The sequence below is a fragment of the Streptomyces sp. NPDC021100 genome, from assembly GCF_044333095.1.
GTDB lineage: Bacteria > Actinomycetota > Actinomycetes > Streptomycetales > Streptomycetaceae > Streptomyces.
Map to the genome: position 1 here is coordinate 325,172 of NZ_JBIRQH010000005.1, position 25,825 is coordinate 350,996.

18 protein-coding genes are annotated in these 25,825 nt (G+C 73.7%); 4 read left to right on the forward strand and 14 right to left on the reverse strand.

Annotated elements, in window-relative coordinates; translation table 11 throughout:
- Nucleotides 1-18 precede the first annotated feature (18 nt).
- From ACH4PU_RS13565 to ACH4PU_RS13595, 7 genes are read right to left on the reverse strand one after another with little or no spacing between them, the layout of a single operon-like run.
- Nucleotides 19-1,122, reverse strand: a complete 1,104-nt coding sequence (locus tag ACH4PU_RS13565; RefSeq protein WP_398270725.1) for a methyltransferase — start codon at nt 1,120-1,122, stop codon at nt 19-21.
- A complete protein-coding gene (locus ACH4PU_RS13570) occupies nt 1,119-2,798 on the reverse strand; it encodes a serine hydrolase domain-containing protein (RefSeq protein WP_398270728.1) in 1,680 nt (559 codons plus the stop codon). The genes ACH4PU_RS13565 and ACH4PU_RS13570 overlap by 4 nt, the downstream gene beginning before the upstream one ends.
- On the reverse strand, nt 2,795-3,658 hold the full coding sequence (locus tag ACH4PU_RS13575) for a class I SAM-dependent methyltransferase (RefSeq protein WP_398270731.1): 864 nt from the start codon (nt 3,656-3,658) through the stop codon (nt 2,795-2,797). The genes ACH4PU_RS13570 and ACH4PU_RS13575 overlap by 4 nt, the downstream gene beginning before the upstream one ends.
- Nucleotides 3,655-4,767, reverse strand: a complete 1,113-nt coding sequence (locus tag ACH4PU_RS13580; RefSeq protein ID WP_398270734.1) for a Gfo/Idh/MocA family protein — start codon at nt 4,765-4,767, stop codon at nt 3,655-3,657. The genes ACH4PU_RS13575 and ACH4PU_RS13580 overlap by 4 nt, the downstream gene beginning before the upstream one ends.
- Before the next feature lie 10 nt (nt 4,768-4,777).
- Nucleotides 4,778-6,085 (reverse strand): B12-binding domain-containing radical SAM protein, encoded by a 1,308-nt coding sequence (locus ACH4PU_RS13585; RefSeq protein ID WP_398270737.1) that lies wholly within the window; start codon nt 6,083-6,085, stop codon nt 4,778-4,780.
- Between the two features lie 13 nt (nt 6,086-6,098).
- On the reverse strand, nt 6,099-7,184 hold the full coding sequence (locus ACH4PU_RS13590; protein WP_398270740.1) for a Gfo/Idh/MocA family oxidoreductase: 1,086 nt from the start codon (nt 7,182-7,184) through the stop codon (nt 6,099-6,101).
- 13 nt (nt 7,185-7,197) lie between these two features.
- Nucleotides 7,198-8,826: a hypothetical protein gene (locus ACH4PU_RS13595; protein WP_398270743.1), complete on the reverse strand. Its 1,629-nt coding sequence runs from the start codon at nt 8,824-8,826 to the stop codon at nt 7,198-7,200.
- Nucleotides 8,827-9,129: 303 nt separating this feature from the next.
- On the opposite strand from ACH4PU_RS13595, the gene ACH4PU_RS13600 reads away from it, so the two are divergent.
- Together ACH4PU_RS13600 and ACH4PU_RS13605 are read left to right on the forward strand one after the other, a co-directional pair.
- Nucleotides 9,130-11,922 carry an AAA family ATPase gene (locus ACH4PU_RS13600; protein WP_398270746.1) on the forward strand — a complete coding sequence of 931 codons (2,793 nt, stop codon included), beginning with the start codon at nt 9,130-9,132 and terminating at the stop codon, nt 11,920-11,922.
- 362 nt (nt 11,923-12,284) lie between these two features.
- Nucleotides 12,285-13,505 (forward strand): protein-glutamine gamma-glutamyltransferase, encoded by a 1,221-nt coding sequence (locus tag ACH4PU_RS13605; protein ID WP_398270749.1) that lies wholly within the window; start codon nt 12,285-12,287, stop codon nt 13,503-13,505.
- A gap of 53 nt (nt 13,506-13,558) precedes the next feature.
- Here the strand turns inward: ACH4PU_RS13605 and ACH4PU_RS13610 are convergent, their stop codons facing one another.
- Both ACH4PU_RS13610 and ACH4PU_RS13615 read right to left on the reverse strand, forming a co-directional pair.
- Nucleotides 13,559-13,987, reverse strand: coding sequence for a RidA family protein (locus ACH4PU_RS13610; RefSeq protein WP_398270751.1), 429 nt, complete (start codon nt 13,985-13,987; stop codon nt 13,559-13,561).
- Nucleotides 13,984-15,171, reverse strand: coding sequence for an acyl-CoA dehydrogenase family protein (locus tag ACH4PU_RS13615; RefSeq protein WP_398270754.1), 1,188 nt, complete (start codon nt 15,169-15,171; stop codon nt 13,984-13,986). Before ACH4PU_RS13615 ends, ACH4PU_RS13610 begins: the two co-directional genes overlap by 4 nt.
- Before the next feature lie 228 nt (nt 15,172-15,399).
- On the opposite strand from ACH4PU_RS13615, the gene ACH4PU_RS13620 reads away from it, so the two are divergent.
- Nucleotides 15,400-17,031: an AMP-binding protein gene (locus ACH4PU_RS13620; RefSeq protein WP_398270757.1), complete on the forward strand. Its 1,632-nt coding sequence runs from the start codon at nt 15,400-15,402 to the stop codon at nt 17,029-17,031.
- Nucleotides 17,024-17,869: a PaaX family transcriptional regulator C-terminal domain-containing protein gene (locus tag ACH4PU_RS13625; RefSeq protein WP_398270760.1), complete on the forward strand. Its 846-nt coding sequence runs from the start codon at nt 17,024-17,026 to the stop codon at nt 17,867-17,869. The genes ACH4PU_RS13620 and ACH4PU_RS13625 overlap by 8 nt, the downstream gene beginning before the upstream one ends.
- 252 nt (nt 17,870-18,121) lie before the next feature.
- On the opposite strand, the gene ACH4PU_RS13630 is transcribed toward ACH4PU_RS13625, so the two are convergent.
- The 5 genes from ACH4PU_RS13630 to ACH4PU_RS13650 form a co-directional block, all read right to left on the reverse strand.
- Nucleotides 18,122-20,380, reverse strand: a complete 2,259-nt coding sequence (locus ACH4PU_RS13630; RefSeq protein ID WP_398270763.1) for a bifunctional salicylyl-CoA 5-hydroxylase/oxidoreductase — start codon at nt 20,378-20,380, stop codon at nt 18,122-18,124.
- Nucleotide 20,381: 1 nt separating this feature from the next.
- Nucleotides 20,382-21,302 carry an enoyl-CoA hydratase family protein gene (locus tag ACH4PU_RS13635; RefSeq protein WP_398270766.1) on the reverse strand — a complete coding sequence of 307 codons (921 nt, stop codon included), beginning with the start codon at nt 21,300-21,302 and terminating at the stop codon, nt 20,382-20,384.
- Between the two features lie 71 nt (nt 21,303-21,373).
- Entirely contained in the window at nt 21,374-22,420 is a 1,047-nt protein-coding gene (argF, locus tag ACH4PU_RS13640; RefSeq protein ID WP_398270769.1) for an ornithine carbamoyltransferase, read from the reverse strand.
- Nucleotides 22,421-22,642: 222 nt separating this feature from the next.
- Nucleotides 22,643-23,869, reverse strand: a complete 1,227-nt coding sequence (locus ACH4PU_RS13645) for an arginine deiminase (protein WP_398270772.1) — start codon at nt 23,867-23,869, stop codon at nt 22,643-22,645.
- Between the two features lie 190 nt (nt 23,870-24,059).
- Nucleotides 24,060-25,502 carry an MFS transporter gene (locus ACH4PU_RS13650; protein ID WP_398270775.1) on the reverse strand — a complete coding sequence of 481 codons (1,443 nt, stop codon included), beginning with the start codon at nt 25,500-25,502 and terminating at the stop codon, nt 24,060-24,062.
- Between the last annotated feature and the right edge of the window lie 323 nt (nt 25,503-25,825).

Sequence of the window (25,825 nt, forward strand, 5' to 3'; positions counted from 1 at the left end):
CGGCCTGCTCCGCGCCGGCTACTTGACTCCGGCCACGAGGTATTCCGGGCCGTCCAGGTGGCTCACGGTGGTGTCCCGGAAGCCTGCCGCGCGCATCCAGTCGCCGCACTCCGCACCGGTGTAGCCCAGGCCGCCGGCCGAGACGGTGGAGACGTTGAGGCTGATGAGCAGGCCGGTGGTGCGCTCGCGCCGGGCGTCGTCGATCAGCGACTCGTAGATCAGCAGCCGGCCGCCCTGCGGCAGGGCGTCGTACGCCTTGCCGATGAGCATCTTCTTGGTGTCCAGGTCCCAGTCGTGCAGGACGTGGCCCATCACGATGGCGTCGGCGGCCGGCAGCGGGCCGGTGAGGAAGTCTCCCCCGGCGAAGCGCGCCCGGTCGGCGAGCCCGACCCGCTTGAGGTGGGCGTCGAAGCCGGTGCCGACCACCGGGAGGTCGAAGCCGATGCCCTGGAGGTGCGGGTGCCGGGACAGCACCTGCGCGAGCAGCGAGCCCTCGGCGCAGCCGACGTCGGCCACGGTGCGCACCCCCGACCAGTCGTACCGCTCGGCGAGGGCCTGGTTGGCGCCCATGCTGTAGCCGGTCATCGCGCGCAGGAATCCGGTCACCTGGTCGGGAGCGGCGTACGCCTCGCCGAAGGTGTCGTCGCCGGCTCCGGTGTCCACCAGCTTCGGGTCGCCGGCGCCGCCCTGGTCCGCGGCCTGGGAGGCCGCCAGGGCCGCGGAGAAGTCCAGCCGGCCGCCGCTGCGCAACGCGGCGGTCAGCCCCGCCCAGCAGCCGAATCCCGCGTTGAGGAACGAGAGGTAGCCGGAGATGTCGGTGGCGGGCTTGCGGGGGTCCAGATAGCGGTCGGCGGGCGGGGAGTTGCGGTAGACGCCGGTGTCGTCGCGTTCCAGCAGCCCCATGGACACCAGGGCGTCGAGGAAGTCGGCGGCGCCGCGGCCCGCGATGCCCAGCTTCCGGGCGAGGTCGGGGCGGGTGGCGGGGCGCACGGCGAGTTCCTCGAAGACGCCCAGTTCGACGGCGCTCAGCAGCGCCTTGGACTTCCAGAAGGCGACCGCGATGTCGATGATGGCGTGCGGCGAGCCGGCCGGGAGCGCGGCCCCGGCCTGCGGGGTGGTCATGCTCGGTCTCCGTTTCCGTGCTGCGGGTCGAGGACCCGGGGTCGGGTCAGGCGGAGGTCCTGGTAGACGGCGTCACCGATGGTGATCATCCGCCGCTGGTGTTCCTCCTGCCAGGTCTTGCCGTTGAGGTGCAGGGCCACGACCAGGCCGGCGTCCGGGTCGGCGAAGACCGCCGACGTCCACAGCCCGTAATGGCCGAAGGTGCGCAGGGAGGCGTGGCGGCTGAAGGCCGTGCACGCGTCCCCGAGATGACGGGACTCGACGCGGAAGCCGAGCCCCCAGTCGGCGTTGCCGAACGGGTCCACCAGGCCGACCCGGTGACGGGTGGTGAGGGCGGTCACGGTCTGCGGCCGCAGGATGCGCCCGTGGCGTCCACGACCGCCGTCGACGAGCGCGGTGAAGAAGAGCGCCAGGTCGGACATGGGCCCGCGGACGTTGAGCCCGGGGATGGGCCGGGTGCAGGCGGCCTCGGTCGCGTACCAGTGGGTGGGCTGGGCCGGGAGGCCGCCGCCGGTGATGTGGATGAGGGGCAGCCGTTCGGCCTCGGCGCGGTACTCCCGCGGGGTGAGCACCACGCGGGTGGCGTCCATGCCGCAGGGTGCCAGGATCTCGTCGGTGAGGTAGCGCTCGTAGTCGCGGCCGTCCAGGGCGCGGACGACCTCGGCGATCAGGAACCACGCCCACCACGGCCCGTAGGTGATGCGGGTGCCGGGGGGCGTGGCGTCGGGGACCGTCATCCGCCGCAGCAGTTCGCGGCGGAGGGCGACCGGGGCGGCCATGGCCCCGTGCAGCGGGTCCAGGCCCATGGGGACGGCCGAGGTGTGGGTGAGCAGTTGGTGGAGGGTGACGCGTTCGCGGCCTTCGCCGTCGTACCAGGGCAGGTAGCGGCCGACCGGTGCCATCGGGTCGAGCAGGCCGCGTTCCCACAGTTGGCCGACGGCCACCGCGCCCAGCGTCTTGGCGCAGCAGTACCAGATGGGCCGGGAGGTACGGGTGAAGGGCACGCCCGGGCGGCAGGCGCCCAGGGCGGCGGAGACCTCGGTGCCGCTCGGGGCGTGGCTGACGTGGAGTTGGGCGCCGGGGGTGGTGCGGCCGAGCTCGGCGTGCAGGGCGTCCATCGTGCGGGGCAGGATGTCGGCGGCGGCGCGGGCCGCGGCCGCCTCGTCCTCCGGGACGGTGACGGTCGTGGCGGCGTCGGGCCGGTGGGGGGCCGCCGGCGGGGCTCCGGCGGTGACCCGCCGGAGCCGGGCCAGCGCGCCGGAGGGGTCCTGCTGCAGCAGCCGGTCCAGGAAGAAGAGGAAGAGGAACACGCCTTCCAGGACGAGCCGCCCATGTTCGAACAGCCGCACCCGCTGCTCGGCGTCCCCGAACAGCAGGAGGCACGCGTCCTCATGGGTGAGGGTCAGGGTGAGGGTGGGGCGCTCGTCCCACTCCCCCGTCCGGAACGCGAGGGAGCCGGTGGTCTGGTCCACCAGGACGAGGATCCGTCCGGCCACCCCGGACGGCGGATCGGTCAGGCGCAGGCCGAGCCGGAGGGCCGTGTCGTCGTGGGGGGACCGCCCGGCCGTGGCCTCGGCCGCGGCGCGCAGCCACTCCGGGGAGAACAGGGGGTGGGCGGTGGCCAGGGAGGAGGGGGAGGTGACGGAGGACTGCGGCACCGTACGGGTGTCGTTCACCGTACGGCCCTGGCGACGGTGAAGCGGACGATGTTCCGGCTGGTCAGGCTGCCGTCGGGGGCGCGCAGCCGGGACAGTTCCGCTTCGACGTCGGCGATGGCCTCGTGCATCCTCTCCTGGGGCACGCTTTCCCAGAACTGCCGGCCCGCGGTGGACCACACCCACTGCCACCACTGGCGGATGCCGTGGAAGCGGGTGACACAGGGCCGTTCCACGGTGTCGACGGAGCCGAAGCCCTCCTCGGCCAGCATGGTGTGCAGGTCCTCGACGGAGCGGAACGGGCTGTCCGGCGGGAGCCGGTGGGAGGAGGCGCCGCCGTACGGCGCACTGGCGGCGAAGACCGGTGCCCAGCGCGCGTCCTGCTCCCCCCACCAGGAGAGGGCCAGCCGGCCGTCCGCGCCGAGCAGCCGGCGGTACCGGGCGGCGGCGGCCCTGGGGTGGGGGAAGAAGAACATCGAGATGCCGGCGAGTACGGCGTCGAGGCTGCCGTCGGCGATTCCCCCGCCGGGCAGTCCGTCCACCGTCTCGGCGTCGGCGACGAACGCCCGGGCGTGGCCCAGCCCTTCCTCCGCGATGGCCGCCCGAGTCCGTTCCACCATGCCCGGGGAGAGGTCGACGCCGGTCACGGATCCGCGCGGTCCGACGGCGCGGGCCGCCGGGACGAGGACCGCGCCGGTGCCGCATCCCACGTCGAGGACCCGCTCGCCCTCCCGGAGACCGGCGTGCTCCACCAGCCGTCGGCCGAGGTCGGCGAAGTGGGAGACTCCGGTCCGCTCGTAGGTCGGGGCGCTGCGGTCGAAGAGCCGGGCCAGCTCCTCCTTGTGCTCGTCCGGCGCCGGCTGCCGAAGGGTCGCGCTCATGGGTTCCTCTCCGTGTCCTGTAGGGGGTTGCCACTGTCGTCGAGCCGTACCGTGCGTCCGGTGCGGGCGGCGGTGTACACGGCGTGCACCGCGGCCACCGCCCGCCGTCCCGCGGCACCGTCGACGAGGGGCGGCCGGCCGGTGCGCACCGCGTCGCAGAAGTCGGCGAGCTGGTCGCGGTGGGGTTGGCGGAGCAGGCCGACGCGGTCGCGCACCGGGGGCTCCGACGGCGGGGGGCAGTGGTCGGCGGCCTGGTTGCCGTCTCCGTAGGCGCCGTAGGCACCGGTCGGTTCGCCGTCGCGGGCGGCGTGGAAGTAGGCCAGTTCGTCGTCGTCGATGACGACCGATCCGCGCTCGCCGTTGACCGCGACGCGGGTGGTGCGCCCCGGGTACGCGGCGGTGGTGGCCAGCAGGGCGCCGAGCGCGCCGCCGGCGAACCGCAGGCTGGCGGTGGCCACGTCCTCGACCTCCAGGCCGTCGTGGGCGAGCAGGCCGGTGTGGGCCGCGGCCTCCACCACGGGGCCGGCCAGCCACTGGGCGAGGTCGACGGCGTGCACGGCCTGGTTCATCAGGGCACCCCCGCCGTCCAGGCCGCGGGTGCCGCGCCACCGGCCCGACGCGTAGTAGGAGGGCGCCCGCCACAAGGGCACCTCGATGAGGACCGAGGTGATCCGTCCCAGTGCGCCGTCCTCGATCGCGGTCTTCGCCACCCGGGCGGCGGGGTCGAAGCGGTGCTGGGAGACGACACCGAGGGTGCGGCCGCTGCGCCGGGCGGCGGCGATCAGCCGGTCGGCGGCCTCGGGGGTGACGTCGAGGGGTTTCTCGACCAGGACGTGCTTGCCCGCGCGCAGGGCCGCGACGCCCAGGTCGGCGTGGGTGCCGGAGGGGGTGCACACGGCGACGGCGTCGATGTCCGGGCGGGCCAGCAGCTCGTCGACGGTGAGGGCGGCGCAGCCCAGTTCGGCGGCCAGCTTCCCGGCCCGTACCGGGTCCCGTCCGGCGACCGCGGCCAGCCGGGCCCGTCCGCTCAGCGGGCCGTCGGGCCGGGCCAGCAGGCGGCCGAGGAAGCCGCCGATGGAGCCGCAGCCGAGGATGCCGAAACGCAGCACGCCGGCCTCCTCAGCCCGCCACCGGGGCGATGGCGTTGCCCAGGTAGTTGGGCAGCCCTTCGAGCCGCTGCTGCTGGTGGTCGAGGTCGGTGGGGTAGGAGGCGCGGTAACGGCGGGTGACCTCCCGCACCTCGTGCCAGGTGGCCGGGGGCTTGCCGCCGTTGTACTGGGGGGCGAGCCGGTCGTAGAGGGTGGTGCCGGGGCGCAGGTAGAGCTGGTTGATGCCGAACCAGGCGCCCAGGCCGGCGGCCCAGTCGACGAGGCGGCCGGACACGCACGCCTCGTCCTGCGGCAGGCCCAGCAGGATGAAGGCGAAGGGGGTGATGCCGGCGTCCTGGAGTTTGTGGACGGCTTCCGCGATCTGTGCCTCGCTGACCCGTTTGTGGACGCCGGTCTGGGCGATGGCGGGGGATTCGGCGCCCAGCCACATGCCCTGGCAGCCGGCCCGTGCCCACGCGGTGACGTCGTTCTTCAGGACGATCTCGGCGCGGGTCTGGCCGACCCAGCCCAGTCCGCGGCCCTCCAGCCGGGTGCACAGGTCGCCGTAGAAACCCCGGTTGATGCCGAAGACGTAGTCGAGGAAGAACAAGAAGTCCAGGCCCGCGGTCTGCTGGGCGTCGATCTCGCGCTCGACCCGGTCCAGTGGCTGGTTGCGCATCCTGGTACCGAACGGCAGGTGGCAGAAGGTGCAGCCGTACGTGCAGCCACGGGCGGCCAGCACCATGCCGCAGGGGCCGGGCAGCGGCAGTCCGCCGGAGATGACCTCGGCGGTGTAGTCCGCGACGGGCACCAGGTCGTAGGCGGGGAAGGCGAATTCCTCCAGGGGGATGTTGGGGAAGGGCCGGGGGCGCGGCTCCGGGGAGTCCAGCAGGTTGTGCGGGGTCGTGGTGACCGGCAGCACCGGTGCGTCGGCGCCGGCGAGCAGGCTGTGGACGGCGCCGACGGTGGCCGAGTCGGTCTCGCCGCAGGCGATGTGGTCCACGCCCAGCTCGGCGCGGGTGGCGGCGGGCAGGTGGGTGCCGTGCGGGCCGACCGCGACGGTGCGGGCCGACGGGTAGCGGGAGGTGGCGCGTTCGACGGCGGCCCGTACCGGCTCCAGTTCCAGGGGGTAGCACTGGGCGCGGTCCGCGATCGCGGAGAAGACCACCAGCAGGTCGAAGTCCTGGCCCCCGGGGGCTTCCTGGAGGCGTTGGTCCCACACGGCGACGGTGTGTCCCTGTGCCCGCAACTGGCCGGCGGCGGTGACGGCGTCGAGGGGAAGCTGGATGAAGTACTGGTCGAACCTGTTGCTGGGGATGACGAGGCAGATCCGGCTCATGGGCGGTTCGCTTTCACAGTCGGGTCGGCAGCGCGGCGGGAGCCGTCTGCGGGGCGTCGGCGGGGGTGTCTGCGCGGGCGGCCGGGTCGGCCAGCCGGCCGATGCGGCCGAGGGGCCGCAGGTCGGGTGTGGGGCGCGGGCCGGGTCCGAGCAGGGTGGCGATGGCGTGCCGCAACGCGTTGTCCATCGGCGAGTCGGGGACCAGCCACTCGCGGTGGACGCCCGGTCCGTCCACGGTCAGCCGGTGGGTGTTGCGGGGCAGCCGGGTGCCGTTGGGCAGGAAGACCGGGTCGAGTTCGAGGGTGAGGAGGACCGGTCCGGCCTCGACCCGGGCCAGCCGCAGCCGGCTGTCGGTGGCGGGTCCGGTGCGGCGGGCCCAGGCGGGTGCGGGGGCCGCGCGGGGGGCGTCGGGGCCGGCGATGGTGGAGTACAGCTCGATGTCGACCGCGGACCCGTCGGCCGTCCTCAGCCGCGTGGTCTCGTGGGCCGCGATGCTGGCCAGCCGTGGATCGCGCGCGATCCGTACGGTGTGCGGCGCGGGGCCGGTCCGCAGGTAGCGGTCGAAGGCCGGGGCGGGCAGCAGGGAGCCGAGGACGGCGAGCATGTGCAGCCACTCGTAGCCGAAGACTCCGTAGTCGAGGTCGACGAAGCGGCCGGCGGCGATGTCCTCGCGGCGGTCCTTGCAGAAGGCGACGCGGATGGCCCGTACCGGGTGCCGGGGCGCGAACTCGGCCCGTACGGCTTCGAGGATGGCGGGGGCCTTGGCGTGCGCGTACTGGTTCATCACCACCAGCCGGGCCCGGTCGTGCGCGGCGAGGAGCGCGGAGAGTTCGGGGCCCTCCCAGGAGCGGCAGGCCGGTTTCTCCACCAGGACGCGGGCCTCGGGGTCGCGGTCGAGGACGGCCGCCACGGTGCGGACGTGGCTCGCGGTCGGGGTGCAGACCGACCAGACATCCACGGGCCGGTCGGCGGGCAGGTCGGCGAGGGTGGCGGCGGTGGGGACGGGAGTGTCGCGGGCGGGGTCGACGACGGACACGGACAGCCCCATGCCCTCGAGGAGTTGCCGGTGCAGCCGGCCGGCCACTCCGTGGCCGATCACGCACACATGCGGCCTACCGGGCATGGGCGGCCTCGCGGTCGGCGGGGTGGACCCGGGAGAACGCCCCGGTGCCCAGCGGGGCGGTCCGGGCGCACAGGTACTGGCTGTAGTACGCGTCGAACAGCCCGGCGTCGTCGATGATCCGGTCCACCGGCTCCAAGTGGACGCCGGGCGGGAACCGCCCGGGGTCGCGGCAGAGGGCGAGCGCGGCGAGCAGGGTGCCGGCGCGGTAGGCGTCGTAGCCGCGGTTGGCGATGCCCTCGTACTCGAAGAGGTTCAGCGAGCGTCCGTCGCCGAGCACGGTGACGGAGGTGGCGTGCGGCAGGTCGTAGCGCACGCCGACGTGCGGGAGGGTGAGCGCGGTGGCGCCGGGGTAGCCGTCGGTGAGCACGCTGAAGTCCTTGGTGGCGAAGCCGGCCAGCAGGACGCCGTCGGGCAGCAGCGGCACGTCCTCGGCGGTGATGGCGGTGTCGCCGCTGCTGCCGAGGATGAGGAAGGGCCGCTGCCGGGCGAGGGCCTCCGCGACGGTGCGGTGGGTCTCGAAGCCGTCCTCGGCGGCGGTGATCAGCGCCAGGACGTCGGTGTCCACCACGGCGACCCGACAGCCCAGGGCCCGCAGCGAACGGGCCGCCCGGGCGCCGAGGGTGCCGTAGCCCAGCAACAGGACGTGGCGGCCGATGAACTTCTGGCCGGGCACGATGGCGCGCAGCCGGCGCACGCAGGAGTCGGCGATCTCGTTGTAGCCCAGTCTCGACTTCAGTCGGGAGCGCGCCATGTTCAGCACGGGTATGGCCAGTTCGCCGGGGGCGGCGGCGATGCGCTTGAGTCCGCTGACCGTCAGTTCGATGGCGGCGTCCACCCGTGGCCCCGGCCCGTCGGCGCCGTAGCCCTGGGCGAGCAGCCCGCCGTCGTCGATGACCAGGACCTTGCGGCCCGCGGCGTGCGCCCGGCGGACGAACTCGGCCACCTGGGCGTCCACGGCGCGCGCGTGGGCGGTTTCGGCCGCTCCGGCGGTGCCGTTGATGACGGAGTTGTCCAGGATGTCACTGGCGTAGCCGCGGTGCAGGAACCAGGAGTGCACCCGCTCGCGGTGCTGCGTCCTGTCGCCCTTGGAGAGCGCGAAGATCCACTCGGGGGCGAGTCCGGCGCGCTCCATGGCCAGCAGGAAGCCGACGCTGTTCTCCACGTAGTGGTCCCGGAACACCAAGGCCCAGCCGGAGAGCGCCGGTTCGGGGCGCGCGTAGCGGTCCAGCAGCGGCATTCCGGCCACGATGGCGGCGGCCTCGGCCTCCGTGTAGCACTGGGCCCACCGGTCGACGGCCGTCGCCAGCGCGGTGAACAGGTCGTGAGCGCGTTCGGACGGGGCGCCCGAGGCGGTCAGCACGATCCGGTGGATGCCCGGTCCGGCGACGACGGGGTCCAGCGTGCCCGGCGGCTGGTGAGACAGGGGACGGCTGCGGATGTCCAGGCGGGTGCCGTCCACCCGGACCGTGTACCGACCGGGCCCGTACACGGTCAGTTCCGGCCGCGCCGGTACCGGACCGTGCCCGTCGAGGACCGTGCGCACGACCGTCAACAGGTCGGTGACGTCCAGTGGCCCCTCCACCACCTCGTACGGACCCGGCGGATGGGGATCGTCCACTCCCTCGCCGGCGGGCACACGACTCGAAGCAACATCAGACAACGACATATATCCACCCACGCCAGGCGTGCATTCCTCGTGAGAACGGTCCGGTGACGGCGGTGGCCCGGACGTGGTGCCGCCCCTGGGGCCTGCCGCGAGAGCAACCTTCCGCCGACCCCGGACGGTCGTGCATCTGTCGGTCGACGGGGGCCGGTGATCCGGTAATCGGAGGAAGTGCGTCAATCCTGGCCGGATTGGCGCGAATTGATCAGTAAAGGGATCCGTCATATGACAAAGTGCCTCCCGGGGAAAGGAGCATCGATGCTGGTCGGACGGGAGTGTGAGTTAAGGCGGTTGGCGGACGTCACCGCCGGCGTACGCCAGGGGCGCAGCCACGCCCTCGTACTGCGCGGGCCGGCGGGGGTGGGCAAGAGTGCGCTGCTCCAGCACCTCACGGAGCACGCCGGGCCCGGGGTGCGGGTGCTGTCCACCGTCGGCGTGGAGAACGAGGCCGAGCTGCCCTTCGCCGCTCTGCACCAGTTGCTGCGCCCGTTGCTCGGTTCGACCAATGTGCTGCCGCCGCCGCAGAGCGCGGCGCTGCGCTCGGCCTTCGGCATGGACACCGCGCCCGCCGACCGGTTCCTGGTGGCGCTCGCCGCGCTGACACTCCTGTCGGAGGCGGCCCGCACGGAACCGCTGCTCCTGCTGGTGGACGACGCCCACTGGCTGGACTCCCCCTCCGCCGACGCCCTCCTCTTCGTGGCCCGGCGGCTCGGCGCCGAAGGCGTCGCGGTGATCTTCGCGGTACGGGACGGGTCCCAGCCCTTTCCGGCGCAGGGGGTGCCCGACCTGCGCCTGTCACCCCTGGCGGCGGACGCGGCCCGGTCGTTGCTCACCCACCTGCTGCCCGAGGCCGCACCCGCGGTACGCGAGCGGCTGCTGCGGGAGGCGGGCGGCAATCCCCTCGCCCTGATCGAACTGTCCGCCGCCCTCAGCCCCGAACAGCTCAGCGGCGCGGCGGCGTTACCCGACGAACTACCGCTGACCGAGCGGCTGCAGCGGCTATTCCTCTGCCGGGCCACCAGCCTGCTGGCCAAGCCCGGCAACGCCCTGCTGCTGACCGCCGCCGAGGGCGACGGCGACCTGGCGGTCATCGTCCGTGCCGCCGAGGACACCGAACGCGCCCTGGACGAGCTGTCCGCCGCGGCCACCGCGGGGCTGGTCTTCCTGGACCCGGAACGGATCCGGTTCCGTCACCCCCTGATCCGCTCGGCCGTCTATCAGGGCGCGATGCTCGGCGAACGGCGCGCCGCGCATCTCGCCCTGGCCGACGCGCTGGGCGAGGGCGACGACCGGCACATCTGGCACCTGGCCGCCGCCGCGGTGGGCCCCGACGACAGAGTCGCGCACCTGCTGGCCGGAATGGCCGGCCGCTCCCGGCGCACCGGTGGTGTGGCCACCGCCGTCAAGGCGCTGCGCCGGGCCGCCGCACTGGCCTCCACCCCACGCGCCCGCGCCCGGCTGCTCGTCGACGCCGCCGAGTGCGCCTGGAAGGCCGCCGAGACCGCCCAGGCCGAGGCGCTCCTCAACGAGGCCGAGCCGCTGGCGGACGTGCCCGCGCTGCGCGCCCGGCTCGTCCAGGTACGTGGGGCCATCGCCCATGCCTCCGGCGATCCGGCCGTCGCCTGTCTGATCCTGCTGGAGGGCGCACGCCTCGTACGGGAGGACGATCCCCGGCTGGCCTGCGAGACCCTGGTGATGGCGGCGCGGTCGGCGTGGGTGGCCGACGATCCGGCACGGCTGGCGGAGATCGCCGGGCTGCTGGCGCGGCTTCCTGTCGTGGCGCCCGACGTCCGGGACCGCTTCGTGACGCATTTTCGGTACCTCGCCGGGCTGGCCGACGACGCCGGCCCGGACGCACGCCACGACGGCCCGGCCCCGGAGGCGCACGGCCGCGGGCCGGACGGGCGGACCGGCGCCGACGGCAGGGACATCCCCGTCGTCTGGCTGTCCGGCACCGACCCCAGACCGTGGGTGTGGCCGCCGACCTTCCTGCCCTACCTCCTGCACGCCACCGAGCCCCTGCGCGACGCCCACCAGCATGCGGTCGACACCCTGCGCGACAACAGTGCGATCGGCTCCCTCCCGATGTCCCTGGCCCCTCTCGTGGCGCTCCAGCTCGTCACCGGCGCCTGGCCCACCGCCACCGCCCATGGCACCGAGGCCCTCTCCCTGGCCCTGGAGACCGGCCAGTTGGGCGCCGCCTCCCACCTTCGGGCGATGCTCGCCTGGCTGGCCGCGGCACAGGGCGACGGCGACCGCTGCCACGAACTGGCCCGCGAGTCGCTGGAGATGTCCACTCCCCGCCGGATCGCCTCCGCCATCGCCCTGGCCCACTGGGCCCAGGGCCTTAACGCCCTGGCCGAGGGGCGGCCCGTGGACGCGGCCAAGCTGCTGGCCGAGGTCTGCTCCCCCGAGGGCGACGCCGGGCACTTCATGCTGCGCTGGATCGTGCTGCCCGACTTCGTGGAGGCGTGCGTCAGAGCCGGCGAGCCCGAGCACGCCCGCCGCGTGCTGGCCGACTTCGACCCCGCCCACCCGGTGCCGGCGGACCATCCGCAGTTGCGCTCCGGCCGGCGCCGCGGCCAGGCCCTGCTCGCCACCGGCGAGGAGGCGGAAGACCTGTTCCAGGGCGCGCTGGCCGACACCGGCCTCTCCCCCTTCGAGACCGGCCGCACCCATCTGCTCTACGGCGAGTGGCTGCGCCGCCATCGCCGCATCAAGCCGGCCCGCGAACATCTGCGTCTCGCCGAGGTCCAACTGGACGGCGTGGGCGCGCTGCCCTGGTCGGAACTTGCACGCGCCGAACTACGGGCCGCGGGCGGCCGCCCCACCCAGGAGCCTTCGGCGGCGGCCGCCCCCAAGGGCGAGGAACAACGGCTGACGGCACGGGAACTCCAGGTCATGCGGCTCGCCGCGCAGGGCCTGAGCAACGGCGAGATCGCCGCCCGGCTGTTCCTGAGCCCCCGCACCGTCGGCTACCACCTCTACAAGATCTTCCCCAAGCTGGGAGTCACGTCACGGGCCCAGTTGTACGGACGCTCCTTCGACTGACCGGCTCGTCGCCCGCCTGACCGGCCGGGCGCGACCGGCCTGCCGGCCCCGCCCTGGAACAGGTGGCCGGTTTCCGTGCCCTGGTGTTGCCAGGGGCATGACGTGGAGACATGATCACTGATCGTCGCCGTCCGATCACTCGTTCAGGAGTCGAGAAGTGTTACGCCCGAGGTCCCTTTGTGCCCTCTCGCAGGGTCACGCCGCGAGGCGGTTCCGCCGCCTCGGACGCGCGTGGCGGCCTCCGCGCCATCTCCCAGTTCTCTGAGCGGCAGCGGCGGCTCATCGCGAACTCCTCCACCGCGTCGTGCTCCCGCACGGCCTCGTTCCACCCCCCTTCCGTGTCAGAGGAGTTGTCGCTTTCCATGAACAAACGCCCGAGAGTTCTCGTTCTCGCCACCCTGAGCGCGGTCATATGCACCACCGGGCTCATGCCGTCGGCCAGTGCGGCCGCCGGCGGTGACGCCGGGAGGAAGGAGCGGTCCTACGCCGAGACGTACCGCCTGACGGTGAGCGACGTCGACGACATCAACGCGCTGAACGACAGTGCGCCTTCCGCCCCCGGCGCCGGCCCGTCGTTCCGGGCCCCCGATTCCGACGACAGGGTCACCCCGCCCGCCGAGCCGCTCGACCGGATGCCCGACCCGTACCGGCCCTCGTACGGACGGGCCGAGACGGTCGTCAACAACTACATACGCAAGTGGCAGCAGGTCTACAGCCAGCGCGACGGACAGAAGCAGCAGATGACCGAGGAGCAGCGGGAATGGCTCTCCTACGGCTGTGTCGGCGTCACCTGGGTGAATTCGGGGCAGTACCCGACGAACCGGCTGGCCTTCGCGTCCTTCGACGAGGACAAGTACCGGAACACGGTGACGAACTCCAGGCCCCGGCCCGGCGAGACGCGGGCGGAGTTCGAGGGACGCGTCGCCAAGGACAGCTTCGACGAGGAGAAGGGGTTCCAGCGGGCGCGTGATGTGGCGGCCGTCATGAACAGGGCCCTGGAGAACTCGCACGACGAGCGGGCGTACGTCGACAATCTCCGGAAGGAACTGGCGAACGGCAATGACGCCTTACGCCGGGAGGACGCTCGTTCGCCCCTCTTCACGGCGCTGAGGAACACGCCGTCCTTCAAGGAGCGGGACGGCGGCAATGGCGACCCGTCGAAGATGAAGGCGGTGATCTACTCCAAGCACTTCTGGAGCGGCCAGGACCGGTCGGGCTCCGCCGACAAGCGGAAATACGGCGACCCGGACGCGTTCCGCCCCGATCCTGAAACCGGTCTGGTCGACATGTCCCGGGACAGGAACATTCCGCGCAGCGCCACCAGCCCGGGCGAAGCCTTCGTCAATTTCGACTACGGATGGTCCGGGGCGCAGACGGAAGCGGACGCCGGCCAGACCGTGTGGACCCACGGCAACCACTACCACGCGCCCAATGGCAGCCTGGGCGCCATGCACGTGTACGAAAGCAAGTTCCGGAACTGGTCCGCCGGTTACTCGGACTTCGACCGCGGCGCCTACGTGATCACGTTCATCCCCAAGAGCTGGAACACCGCTCCCGACAAGGTGAAGCAGGGCTGGCCGTGACGGACGCGGGGAGGAGGGCCGGGGCATACCGGCGCTCCTCCCCGCCCCCCGCTTCACGGCAGCACCGCCACTCCGTCCAGTTCCACCAGTGCCTCCTCGTCCCATAGCCGGACGACGCCGATCAGCGCCATCGCCGGGTAGTCGCGGCCCGCCAAACGCCGCCAGATCGCGCCCAGTTCCGTGGCCCGGGCGCGGTAGGACGCGACGTCCGTGGTGTAGACCGTGACGCGGGCCAGGTCGACCGGGGTGCCGCCGGCCGCCGTGAGGGCGGTGAGGAGGTTGGTCAGCGCGCGCTCGAACTGGGCGGGCAGGCCGCCCGGGACCACGCGGCCCGTGCCGTCCAGGCCCGTCTGGCCCGCCAGGAAGACCAGGCGCCCGCCCTCCGTCGTCACCGCGTGGGAGAAGCCTCGGGGCGGGGACAGTTCCGGGGGGTTGAGCCGGTCCAGGTGTGCCGGGTCGCCCTCCTCTCGTTCCGCGCTCACCTGTACAGCTCCCTCGCGATGATCGTGCGCTGCACCTCGGTGGCGCCCTCGTAGATGCGCGTCGCCCGGACCTCCCTGTACAGGTGTTCCAGGAGGTGCCCCTGTTCCAGGCCGCGGGCGCCGTGGATCTGGAGGGCGGCGTCGATGACGTACTGGGCGGTCTCGGTGGCGTAGAGCTTGGCCATGGCCGAGCGGCCGGCGACGCCCGGTTCGCCGGCGTCGTAGGCGGTGGCGGCGGCGTGGACGAGGAGGGCCGCGGCCTCGGTGCGGGTGGCCATGTCGGCGAGCTGGTGGGAGACGGCCTGGAGGTCCTTCAACGGGCCGCCGAAGGCATGGCGTTCGGCGGCGTGGGCGAGCGCGGCGCGCAGGGCGGCGCGGGACATGCCGACGGCGAACGCGCCGACGCTCGGGCGGAAGAGGTCGAGGGTGCGCAGGGCGACGCCGAAGCCGCCGTCCACCTCGCCGAGGACGTCGTCGGGGCCGACGGGGACGCCGTCGAAGGTGAGCAGCCCGACGGGGTGCGGGGCGATCAGGTCCAGTGGCCGGCCGCCGAGGCCCGGCCGGTCGGCCGGGACCAGGAACGCCGTGACGCCGTGCGCCCCCGCGTCCGGGCGGGTCCGGGCGAAGACGGTGTAGAAGTCGGCCTCCGGGGCGTTGGAGATCCACTGCTTCTCGCCGTGCAGCGTCCAGCCGGGGGGCTCCGACGGTCCGGCGGGTTCGGCGCGCAGCCGCAGGGCGGCGGCGTCGGAGCCCGCCTCCGGCTCGCTGAGCGCGAAGGCGGCGACGGCCCGTCCGGCGACGACCTCCGGCAGCCAGCGGGCGCGTTGCGCCTCCGTGCCGGACGCGGCGATCGGGTGCGCGCCCAGGCCCTGGAGGGCGAGGGCGGTCTCCGCCTCGGTGCACTCCTGGCCCAGCGCCTCGCGCAGCAGGCAGAGGTCGACGGCGCGGACCACGCCGTCGGCGGGGAACACCCTGGCCAGCAGGCCGTGTTCGCCGAGGGCGGCCACCAGCGGCCGGTTGACGCGTCCGGGTTCGGCCGCTTCGGCGAGCGGGCGCAGCCGGCGGGCGGCCAAGGTGCGTAAGGTGGCTGTCCAGGCGCGCTGTTCGGGCGTGAGCGAGGCCGGCGAGACGAGTGAGGCGCGGCTCGGCGGGCGTTCTTCGGTGGCGCCTTGTGGGGATGACATCGTCGTCCGTCCTTTCGGAAGCGTTCGTTTGGAAGCATTCGGTCGGAAGCGTCCGGTCGGAAGCGTTCGTTCGCTTGTCGCGCTCTGTTGACTGCCGTCACGGTCTCGTTACGCTGGCAGCGCATCCGTACGGCTGGCAAGACCTCCCCGCACCTCCGCCGGCCCCCACGCGTCGCCGGCGATTCCCGCACCTCCACCCTTCCCCGGCACGAGGGGGCGCGACCCGTCATGGAGCTCATGCCGTCGGCCCACGTCGACACCTTCCCCCGCGACAGCCTCCCGCCGCCCGGCCGGTGGCCGGACCTGACGTCCGGGCCGGACGTCCCGCGCTACCCGGACCGCCTCAACTGCGGCGCCGAGCTGCTGGACGCGACCGCGGCACGGCTGGGTCCCGACCGGCCGGCGCTGCGGGACAAGGCCGGGAGCGTCTGGTCGTACGGCGAACTGCGTGAGCGTGCCGACCGGTTCGCGCACACGCTCACCACCGACCTGGGCGTCGTCCCCGGCAACCGCGTGCTGCTGCGCGGCCCCACCACCCCGCTCCTCGCCGCCTGCTGGCTGGCGGTGATGAAGGCGGGGGCGGTCGCCGTGACCGTGCCCGACGCCCAACGCGCCCGCGAGCTCGCCGATATCTGCCGCATCGCCCGCATACGGCACGCGCTGTGCGACGCGCGCTCCACCGGCGAACTGGCCAAGGCCGCCGTACCCGGGCTGCGGACGACGCCGTTCGGCGGCGGCTCGCCGGGCGACCTGCTGCGGCTGGCGGCAAAGAAACCACCATCGTACGCCGCGGTGGCGACCTCGGCGGACGACGTCGCGCTGATCGCGTTCACCTCGGGGACCACCGGACCGCCCAAGGGCTGCCTGCACTTCCACCGGGATGTCCTGGCGATCGCCGACACCTTCTCGGCACGGGTGCTGCGCCCCCGGCCCGACGACGTCTTCGGCGGCAGCCCGCCGCTCGGCTTCACCTTCGGCCTCGGCGGGCTGCTCGTCTTCCCGCTGCGGGCCGGCGCCTCGGCCGTCCTCGCCGGCTGGTCGGGCGCCGGGCAGCTGCTCGCGGACGTCCAACGGCAGCGGGTGTCCGTGCTGTTCACGGCCCCGACGGCGTACCGAGCGATGCTCGGCCGGATCGGCTCGTACGACACGTCGTCCCTCCGCAGATGCGTCTCCGCGGGCGAGCACCTGCCCGCCGCGCTCTGGCACGCCTGGCGGGCGGCCACCGGGCTGGCGCTGATCAACGGGATCGGTGCCACGGAGATGCTGCACATCTTCCTGGCCGCCGACGGCGCGACGTCCCGCCCGGGCACGACCGGACGCCCGGTGCCCGGCTTCGAGACCCGGATCGTCGACGACGCCGGCCGGCCGCTGCCCGACGGCTCGCCCGGCCTGCTGGCGGTGCGCGGCCCGGTCGGCTGCCGCTACCTCGCGGACGAGCGGCAGACGACGTACGTCCGGAACGGCTGGAACCTCACCGGCGACCGCTACGTCCGGGACCCCGACGGCTGCCACACCTTCCTCGGCCGCGCCGACGACATGATCGTCTCGGGTGGGCACAACGTCGCGGGCCCCGAGGTCGAGGAGGCGCTGCTCCGCCACCCCGACGTGCTGGAGGCGGCCGTCACCGGGCGGCCGGACGAGCGGCGCGGCGAGGTCGTCGTCGCCCACGTGGTGCTCCGGGACGGCGTGCCGCGCACCGGGCACACCGCCGACGACCTGCGGGAGTTCACCAAAAAGGAGATCGCCCCCTACAAGTGCCCTCGCGAGATCGTGTTCCTCGACGCGCTGCCGCGCACGCCCACCGGCAAACTCCAGCGGTTCCGGCTGCGTTCGGGCGCTTTACAGTTTCCCCGTGACTGACCACCAGCCGTCCCCCACCCCCCGCTCGCTGATCGTCTCCTTCTACGGTGCGTACGGCCGCGGGGCCGCCGGGCGACCGGCCGGCCCGCTGCCGGTCGCGGCACTGATCCGGCTGCTCGGCGCGGCGGGCGTGGACGCGCCCTCGGTACGGTCGGCGGTCTCCCGGCTGAAGCGGCGCGGCCTGCTGATTTCCGGCCGGACGGCGGACGGCGCGGCGGGCTACGGACTCTCGGAGGCTGCACGGCAGTTGCTGGACGACGGCGACCGCCGGATCCTCGGCCGGCCCGCCGCCCACCCCGGCCACGGCTGGCTGCTGGCGGTCTTCTCCGTGCCCGAGGAGGAGCGGCACAAGCGGCACCTGCTGCGCTCGCGGCTGTCCCGGCTGGGCTTCGGAACGGCGGCGCCGGGCGTCTGGATCGCCCCCGCGCATGTGCATGAGGAAACCCGGCACACGCTCGACCGGCTGGGCCTGGCCCCGTACGTCGACCTGTTCCGCGGCCGGCACCTCGGCTTCGAGCCGACGGCGGAGGCGGTGGCCCGCTGGTGGGACCTGGACGCGCTGGCCCAACGGCACCACGCGTTCCTGGAGGTGCACGAGCCGGTGCTGCGCCGCTGGGCGCGGCGGCGCCCGACGCCGCCCGAGGAGGCGTACCGGGACTACCTGCTGGCCCTCGACTCCTGGCGCCGCCTGCCGTACGCCGACCCGGGCCTGCCGGCGGCCGTGCTGCCTGCGGGGTGGCCGGGCGTCCGGTCGGCGCGGGTGTTCACGGCGTTGCATCGGAGACTGCGGGATACGGGTGGCGAGTTCGTGGCGGGGGTGCTGAAAGGGGGAGAGTGAAACGGGTGATGGGCGCCGGGATTTCGTAGAGGTGCCGGGTTTCCCTATGGCGCCTGGCTCCTGAGGACGTGCTCGGGCCGGACAAGTGCGCCCAAGCCGGACGAGCGCGCGGAGCGGCTCGGCGGGCGCGGGTCAGCGGGCATGGGTCAGCGGGCACGGGTCAGCGGACGCGGCTCAGCGGACGCAGGTCTTCCCCGCGCGCCCGCGTGCAGCGCAGCAGCCCGCGCCCCCGCCCCCTACATCCGCCCCCCCCTACACCCGCCGCCCGACCGGCGGCCTCCGGCTGCCCGCCCGGTACTGGACCGGCCAGCAGACCCCCGGCCCGGTGTACCCCTGCTCGGCCGCCGCGTGCAGCGTCCAGTGCGGGTCGTAGAGGTGCGGCCGGCCGAGGGCGCAGAGGTCGGCGCGGCCCGCGAGGATCAGCGAGTTGACGTCGTCCCAGGAGGAGATGGCGCCGACGGCGATCACCGGGACGCCCGCCTCGCTCCGGATCCGGTCCGCGAACGGCGTCTGGTACGACCGGCCGAACGCGGGCCGCTCGTCGGGGACGACCTGGCCCGTCGAGACGTCCACCGCGTCCGCGCCGTGGGCGGCGAAGGCGCGGGCGACGGCCACCGCGTCGGCGGCGGTCGTGCCGCCGGGGGCCCAGTCGGTCGCGGAGATCCGGACGGTCATCGGGCGGTCGGCGGGCCAGACGGCGCGTACCGCGTCGAAGACCTCCAGGGGGTAGGAGAGCCGGCGCGGAAGGTCGCCGCCGTAGGCGTCGTCGCGGTGGTTGGTGAGCGGGGAGAGGAAGGAGGAGAGCAGATAGCCGTGGGCGCAGTGGAGTTCGAGCAGGTCGAAACCGGCGCGGGCGGCGGAGGCGGCGGCGTTCACGAACTGCTGCCGTATATTAGCCATTTCGCACGGGCCGAGCTGCCGCGGCACCTGACTGACGCCCGGCCGGTACGGCAGCGGTGACGGACCCGCCACCGGCCAGCCGCCCTCCGCCAGGGGGTCGTCGATGCCCTCCCACATCAGCCGCGTCGACCCCTTGCGGCCGGAGTGGCCGAGCTGGACGCCGACGGCCGTGCCGGGGGCCGAGGCGTGCGCGAAGTCGGTGATCCGGCGCCAGGCGGCCTCGTGCTCGGGTGTGTAGAGGCCGGTGCAGCCGGGGGTGATGCGCCCTTCCGGGCTGACGCAGACCATCTCGGTCATCACCAGCCCCGCGCCGCCCAGGGCGCGCGCCCCGAGGTGGACGAGGTGGAAGTCGCCGGGTGTGCCGTCGGTGGCGGAGTACATGTCCATGGCGGAGACCACGACGCGGTTGCGCAGGGTCAGTCCGCGCAGGGTGAAGGGGGTGAACATGGGCGGGGTGCCGGACGGAACGCCCGCTTCCGCCTCGACGGCGGCGACGAACGCCGGGTCGCGGAGCCGCAGGTTGTCGTGGGTGACGCGGCGGCTGCGGGTGAGGAGGTCGAAGGCGAACCGGCGCGGCGTCCGGTCCCGGCGCCACTCCAGCTCCTCGAACCACTCCAGGCTCGCCCGGGCGGCGCGCTGGGTGGACTCGACGAGCGGGCGCCGCTCGGCCTCGTACGCCGCGAGGGCCGCCGGTACGCCGTCCGGACCGCCGGGGCCGCCCGGCCCGACGAGCCGTCCGGCCAGGGCCAGGGCGTCCTCGACGGCGAGCTTGGTGCCGGAGCCGATCGAGAAGTGGGCGGTGTGGGCGGCGTCGCCGAGCAGCACCGTACGGCCGTACGACCAGCGGGCGTTGACGACGGTGCGGAAGGCCGTCCAGGCGGAGCGGTTGGAGCGCAGGGGGCGCCCGCCCAGCGCGTCGGCGAAGAGGGCGGCGCACTCCCGGAGCGTCTCCTCCTCCGTGCGCCGGTCGAAGCCGGCCCGGCGCCAGACCTCCTCGCGCATCTCGACGATCACCGTGCTCGCGTCGGGGGCGTAGGGGTAGCCGTGCAGCTGCATCACGCCGTGCCCGGTCTCGGCGATCTCGAAACGGAAGGCGTCGAAGGCGACATCGGCGGACAGCCAGATGTAACGGCAGCGGTGGGTGGTGAGGGTCGGACGGAAGTGGTCGGCGTGGGCGGTACGGGTGGCGCTGTGGACTCCGTCGGCGGCGACGACGAGGTCGTGGCCGCGGGCGAGTGCGGCGGCGGGCGGCGCCTCCGTACGGAACCGCAGGTCGACGCCGAGGCCGCGGCAGCGCTCGTGAAGGATCCGCAGCAGCCGCCGGCGGCCCAGCGCGGCGAAGCCGTGGCCGCCGGAGCGCAGGGCGCGGCCCCGGTGGACGACGTCGATGGCGTCCCAGCGGACGAACGAGCGGCGGAGCGCCGCGTAGACGTCGGGGTCGGCGCTCTCGATGCCGCCGAGCGTCTCGTCGGAGAGGACGACGCCGAAACCGAAGGTGTCGTCGGGGGCGTTGCGCTCCCAGAGGGTGACCTCGCACCCGGGGTCCTGACGCTTCAGCAGGGCGGCGGCATAGAGCCCGCCGGGCCCGCCGCCGATCACCGCGACGCGCACGTCAGACGCCCCGCCACTCGGGGGGCCGCTTGGCGGTGAACGCCGCGTGGAACTCGGCGTAGTCGGCGCTGTTCATCAGGAGCGCCTGGGTGGCGGCGTCGAGTTCGACTGCGGCGGAGAACGGCATGTCGAGCTCGGCGGTGAGCAGGGCCTTGGTCTGGGCGTGGGCGAGGGCGGGCCCGTCGGCCAGCCGGCGGGCCAGGGCGAGGGCCGCGTCGGCCGACTCCCCCTCCGGCACCAACTGGCTGATCAGACCGATGCGTTCGGCCTCGGCGGCGCGGACGGTGTCGCCCAGCATCAGCAGCCGGGTGGCGTGGCCGAGGCCGACGACGCGCGGCAGCAGGTAGGCGGCGCCCATGTCGCCGCCGGAGAGGCCGACCTTGGTGAAGAGGAAGGCGAACCGGGCCGTGGGGTCGGCGACGCGGAAGTCGGCGGCGAGGGCGAGGACCGCGCCCGCGCCGGCGGCTACGCCGTGCAGGGCCGCGACGACGGGGAACGGGCACTCGCGCAGGGCCCGGACGACCTGCCCGGTCATGCGGTTGAAGTCGAGGAGCCGGCGGGTGTCCATGGCGAGCGTGGCGCCGATGATGGCGTCCACGTCCCCGCCGGAGCAGAACCCGCGCCCCTCGCCGCCGAGGACCAGGGCCCGTATCGAGCCGTCGCGGGCGAGTTCGGGGAGCAGGTCGCGCAGGTCGGCGTAGGCGCCGAAGGTGAGGGCGTTGAGCTTGTCGGGGCGGGTGAGGGTGACGGTGGCGACGCCGGAGTCCACGGTCAGACGCAGGTGCCGCCATGCGTCGGTCGTGGCCGCCGAGCCGGTGAAGGGGTTCGCCGGGCTCGCGACCGGGCTTGTGGCCGGACTCGTGGGGTGGGGCGGGTGCGACGGGCGCGGCGGGTGCGACGGGCTCATGTGCGACGGGCTCATCGGGCGCGGCCTCCTTCAGCCGGGTGGGCTGGTGCCTGCCCGGCGAAGCTATCACCGATGTGTGACTGTCGTCATGAGTGCGCGATGGGCAGCGCCGGCTCTGCGGACTTCCCTTCGGGGCGGGCCAGACAGGCCACGAGGAGCGCCTTGATGGTGTGCATCCGGTTCTCCGCCTGATCCCAGACGACGGAGTGGACGGACTCGAAGACCTCGTCCGTCACTTCGAGGGAGGTCAGGCCGTGCCGCTCGTGGATCTCCCGGGCGACCGAGGTGCCCAGGTCGTGGAAGGCCGGCAGGCAGTGCAGGAACTTCACGGCCGCGTTGCCGGTGGCCCGGAGGACGTCCATGGTGACGGCGTAGGGGGCGAGCAGCGCGATCCGCGCGTCCCACACCTCGCGCGGCTCGCCCATCGAGACCCAGACGTCGGTGGCGACGAAGTCGGCGCCCGCCACGCCCTCGGCGACGTCCTGGGTGAGCGTGACGCGGGCGCCGCTCCAGCGGGCGATCCGCCGCGCCTGCTCGACGACCTCCGGGTCGGGCCAGAGCTCCTCGGGGGCCACGATGCGGACGTCCATGCCGAGCAGGGCACCGGTGACGAGGTAGGAGTTGCCCATGTTGTAGCGGGCGTCGCCGAGGTAGGCGAGGGCCACGTGCTCCAGGGGCTTGGCGGTGTGCTCGGAGATGGTGAGGACGTCGGCGAGCATCTGGGTGGGGTGCCACATGTCGGTGAGGCCGTTGAAGACCGGCACCCCGGCGTGCGCGGCGAGCTCCTCCAGCGTCTCCTGGGCGTGCCCCCGGTACTGGATGGCGTCGTACATCCGGCCGAGGACCCGGGCGGTGTCCTTGGCGGACTCCTTGTGGCCGAGCTGGGAGCCGGCGGGATCCAGGTAGGTGGTGCGGGCACCCTGGTCGGCGGCGGCGACCTCGAAGGCGCAGCGGGTGCGGGTGGAGGTCTTCTCGAAGACCAGCGCGATGTTGCGCCCGGTCAGCCGGGGCACCTCGGTGCCGGCCCGCTTGGCCGCCTTCAGTTCGGCGGCCAGCTCGACGAGGGCGTGGAACTCCTCGGGGCTGAGATCCGTCTCCTTGAGCAGGCCGCGGCCCGCGAGGTCTGTGGCCATGAGGACTCCCTGAATGCCGTGCGCTCCGAATGCCGTGCGCTCCCGGGCGCCGTGCACTCCCGGATGCGGCGCGTTCCTGTAACGCCTCCGCGCTGGAATTCTATGCGCTTGATCGCAATATTATGCACTCATCGTCTCACGGGCATCCACCGGCCCTCCAGTCCCACTGTGCACGCTCGCGGACCACGCGCTATCCGACGGGGTCCCGTTCAGCACCGCGCGCTATCCGACGGGGTCCCGCTCCACCGGGCAGCTCATACAGCGCGGCCCGCCCCGCCCCCGGCCCAGCTCGCTGCCGGGGATGGTGATGACCTCGATCCCATGCTTGCGCAGGAAGGTGTTGGTCGTCGCGTTGCGTTCGTACGCCACGACCACGCCCGGCTCTATCGCCAGCACGTTGCACCCGTCGTCCCACTGCTCCCGCTCCGCCGCGTGGACGTCCTGCGTCGCGGTGAGCACCCGGATCGAGTCCAGCCCCAGGGCCGCGGCGATGGCCCGGTGCATATGGCCCGGCGGATGGTCGGTGACCTTCAGCTCCCGCTCGCCGGCACCGGGCTCGATGGTGTACGAGCGGAGCATGCCCAGCCCGGCGTACTGGGTGAAGGTGTCACCGTCGACCATGGTCATTACCGTGTCCAGGTGCATCACGGCCCGGCGCTTGGGCATGTCCAGCGCCACGATGGTCCGGGCGGAACCGGTGGCGAACAGCCGGTGGGCCAGCATCTCCACGGCCTGCGGAGTGGTCCGTTCGCTCATCCCGATCAGCACCGCGCCCCGCCCGATGACCAGCACGTCCCCGCCCTCGATGGTCGACGGGTAGGCGGCCTGGCCCTCCGACCAGATGTGGAAGTCGTCCGCCGCGAACATCGGGTGGTGCCGGTAGACCGCTTCGTAGTGCACGGTCTCGTGCCAACGGGCGGGCCACCGCATGGCGTTGATGCACACGCCGTCGTAGATCCAGGCGGAGGTGTCGCGGGTGAAGAGGTGGTTGGGCAACGGGTTGATCAGGAAGTCGTCGAGGTCCATCACATGGAAGCGGACGGAGACGGGCTCGGCGTGCCGCTCCAGGAACTCCCGCTTGGTCATCCCGCCGACGAGCCAGGACGTCAGCTCGGGGGCGGGCATCCGCTCGAAGGCCGCGCGCAACGGGCCGGTCGCCAGCGGGCCGTACTCCTTCTCGTCGAAGACCCGGTCCAGGACGAGGGTGCGTGCGGCGGGCACCCGCAGGCTCTCCTCCAGCAGGTCCCGGAAGAGGTGCACCTCGACGCCGCGCTCGCGCAGCACGTCGGCGAAGCCGTCGTGCTCGGCGCGTGCGCGGCGGACCCAGAGCACGTCGTCGAAGAGGAGGGCGTCCTTGTTGGACGGAGTGAGCCGCTTCAGCTCCAGGTCCGGGCGGTGCAGGATGACCCGCCGCAGCCGCCCGGCCTCGGAATCGACATGGAATCCCATCCCTCCATCCTCACCTGATTCAGGCGTGATCACCCCGAGTGGCGCGGCGGAACGTCGGATGGGTGGCGAGGGTCTCAGTCGCGCGTCGCGGCGGCGGAGGGCTCACGGTGGGGGGCTCACGGTGGGGGGACGTCAGGCGCGGACCTCACGGCGGGGGAACGTCAGGCACCGACCTCACGACGGGGGAACGTCAGACACGGGCCTCACGACGAGGGAACGTCAGGCACGCGACGAGGGCGAGCGCGGCCGTCACCGCCGCGAACACCCATCCCGCGCGGAGGGTGCCCAGGCCGAGGCGGTGGGCGCCGCCGCCCAGGGCGACGAGCACGGCCACCCCGAGCGCCGTGGCACCCTGCCGGGACACCATGAGGACACCCGAGCCCAGGGATATCCGGTGCTCCGGCAGCCGCCCGGCCGCCGCGAACATCACCGACTGGCAGAGCGCCGTGCCCACGCCCGCGAGGACGAGCCCGGGCAGGACCGCGGAGGCGTAGCGCGGGTCGCCGTCCACGGCGGTCAGCCACCACAGCGGGGCGGCCGTGAAGCAGACCGCGCCCAGGGCGGCGGCCCCCCGCTCCCCGAGCGCCCGGACGATGCGGCCGGCCAGGGAGGAGACCACGAGCACCGTGCCCGGCCAGGGCGCGAGGGCGAGTCCGGAACGCTGCACCGACCAGCCCCAGACGTCGGAGCAGAGCACGGACGCGGCGAGCAGCATGGCCGAGTACGCGAGGAAATAGCTGAACAGGCCGACGGTGGCGGCCGTGAAGCCCCGGGTGCGGAACAGCGCCGGATCGACGACCGGCTCGGGGACGCACCGCACGTGCCGGACGCCGAGCGCGGTCGCCACGATCCCGGCGGCGAGCACACCGAGCGTGGCGGGCGACGTACGGCCCCAGTCGCCGGCCTCGACGACGGCGGTCGTCAGGGCGCCGACCGCGACGAACACCAGCGCCGTCCCCGGCGGGTCCCAGCTCCGCCGGGCGGCCGGGGCGGGACGCGGCAGCAGGCGGACGCCCGCCGCCAGGGCGGCCAGTACGACCGGGACGTTGATGAGGAAGACCCACCGCCAGTCGGAAGCCGCCAGCAGCCCGCCGAGCACCGGGCCGGCGCTGGCCGCCACGGCGCTGATGGCCGTCCAGACGCCGACGGCCGTGGCGCGTTCGGCGGCGGGGAACGCGGGCAGCGCGAGGGAGAGGGAGGTGGGGACGAGCACGGCCGCGCCGACGCCCTGCGCGACCCGGGCGACGATCAGCCAGCCGAGCCCGGGCGCGAGGCCGCAGCCGACGGAGGCCAGCCCGAACACGGTGAGGCCGAGGAGGAACGACCGCCGCCGGCCGAGGACGTCGGCCAGCCGCCCGGCCGGGATCAGCAGCGCCGCGAGGACGATGGTGTACGCGTTGAGCACCCAGGAGAGCCCGGCCGCCGAGGCCGAGGAGAAGTCCTCGCCGATCACCGGGAAGGCGACGTTGATCGCGGAGACGTCGAGGACGGCGAGGAACTGGGCGGCCGACGCGACGGCGAGGACCAGCCAGCGGCGGGGGTCGGCTCGGGCGGTGCGGGGCTCGGGGTGGGCTTCGGAGGGGGCTTCGGACGGAGGGTTGAGCGGTTTCACGTGCTCCGGCAGGGACTTCATGCACCCAGCATCGGGAGGACGGCGCACCGCCACGAGTGGCAGCAATGACAATGCCCGGTACATTACTGCCATGCCCTCGATCGCCGTGGCAGCCACTGACGGCATGCCGTTCTTCGAATTGGCCATCCCCTGCCATGTGTTCGGGACCGACATCTTCGGGAGCGGCGGCGCCCTGGGGTGGGGCGGAGGATTCGGGCCGGGTGAAGTGTCCGGGTCGGGTGGCGGGTTCGGTGCGGGTGGCCGGTCCGCGTCGGGCGGGCCCTTCGGAACGGGGGGCGGGCCCGGGGCGGACGGAGCCTTCGAGCCGATGGGTGACTCCAGGT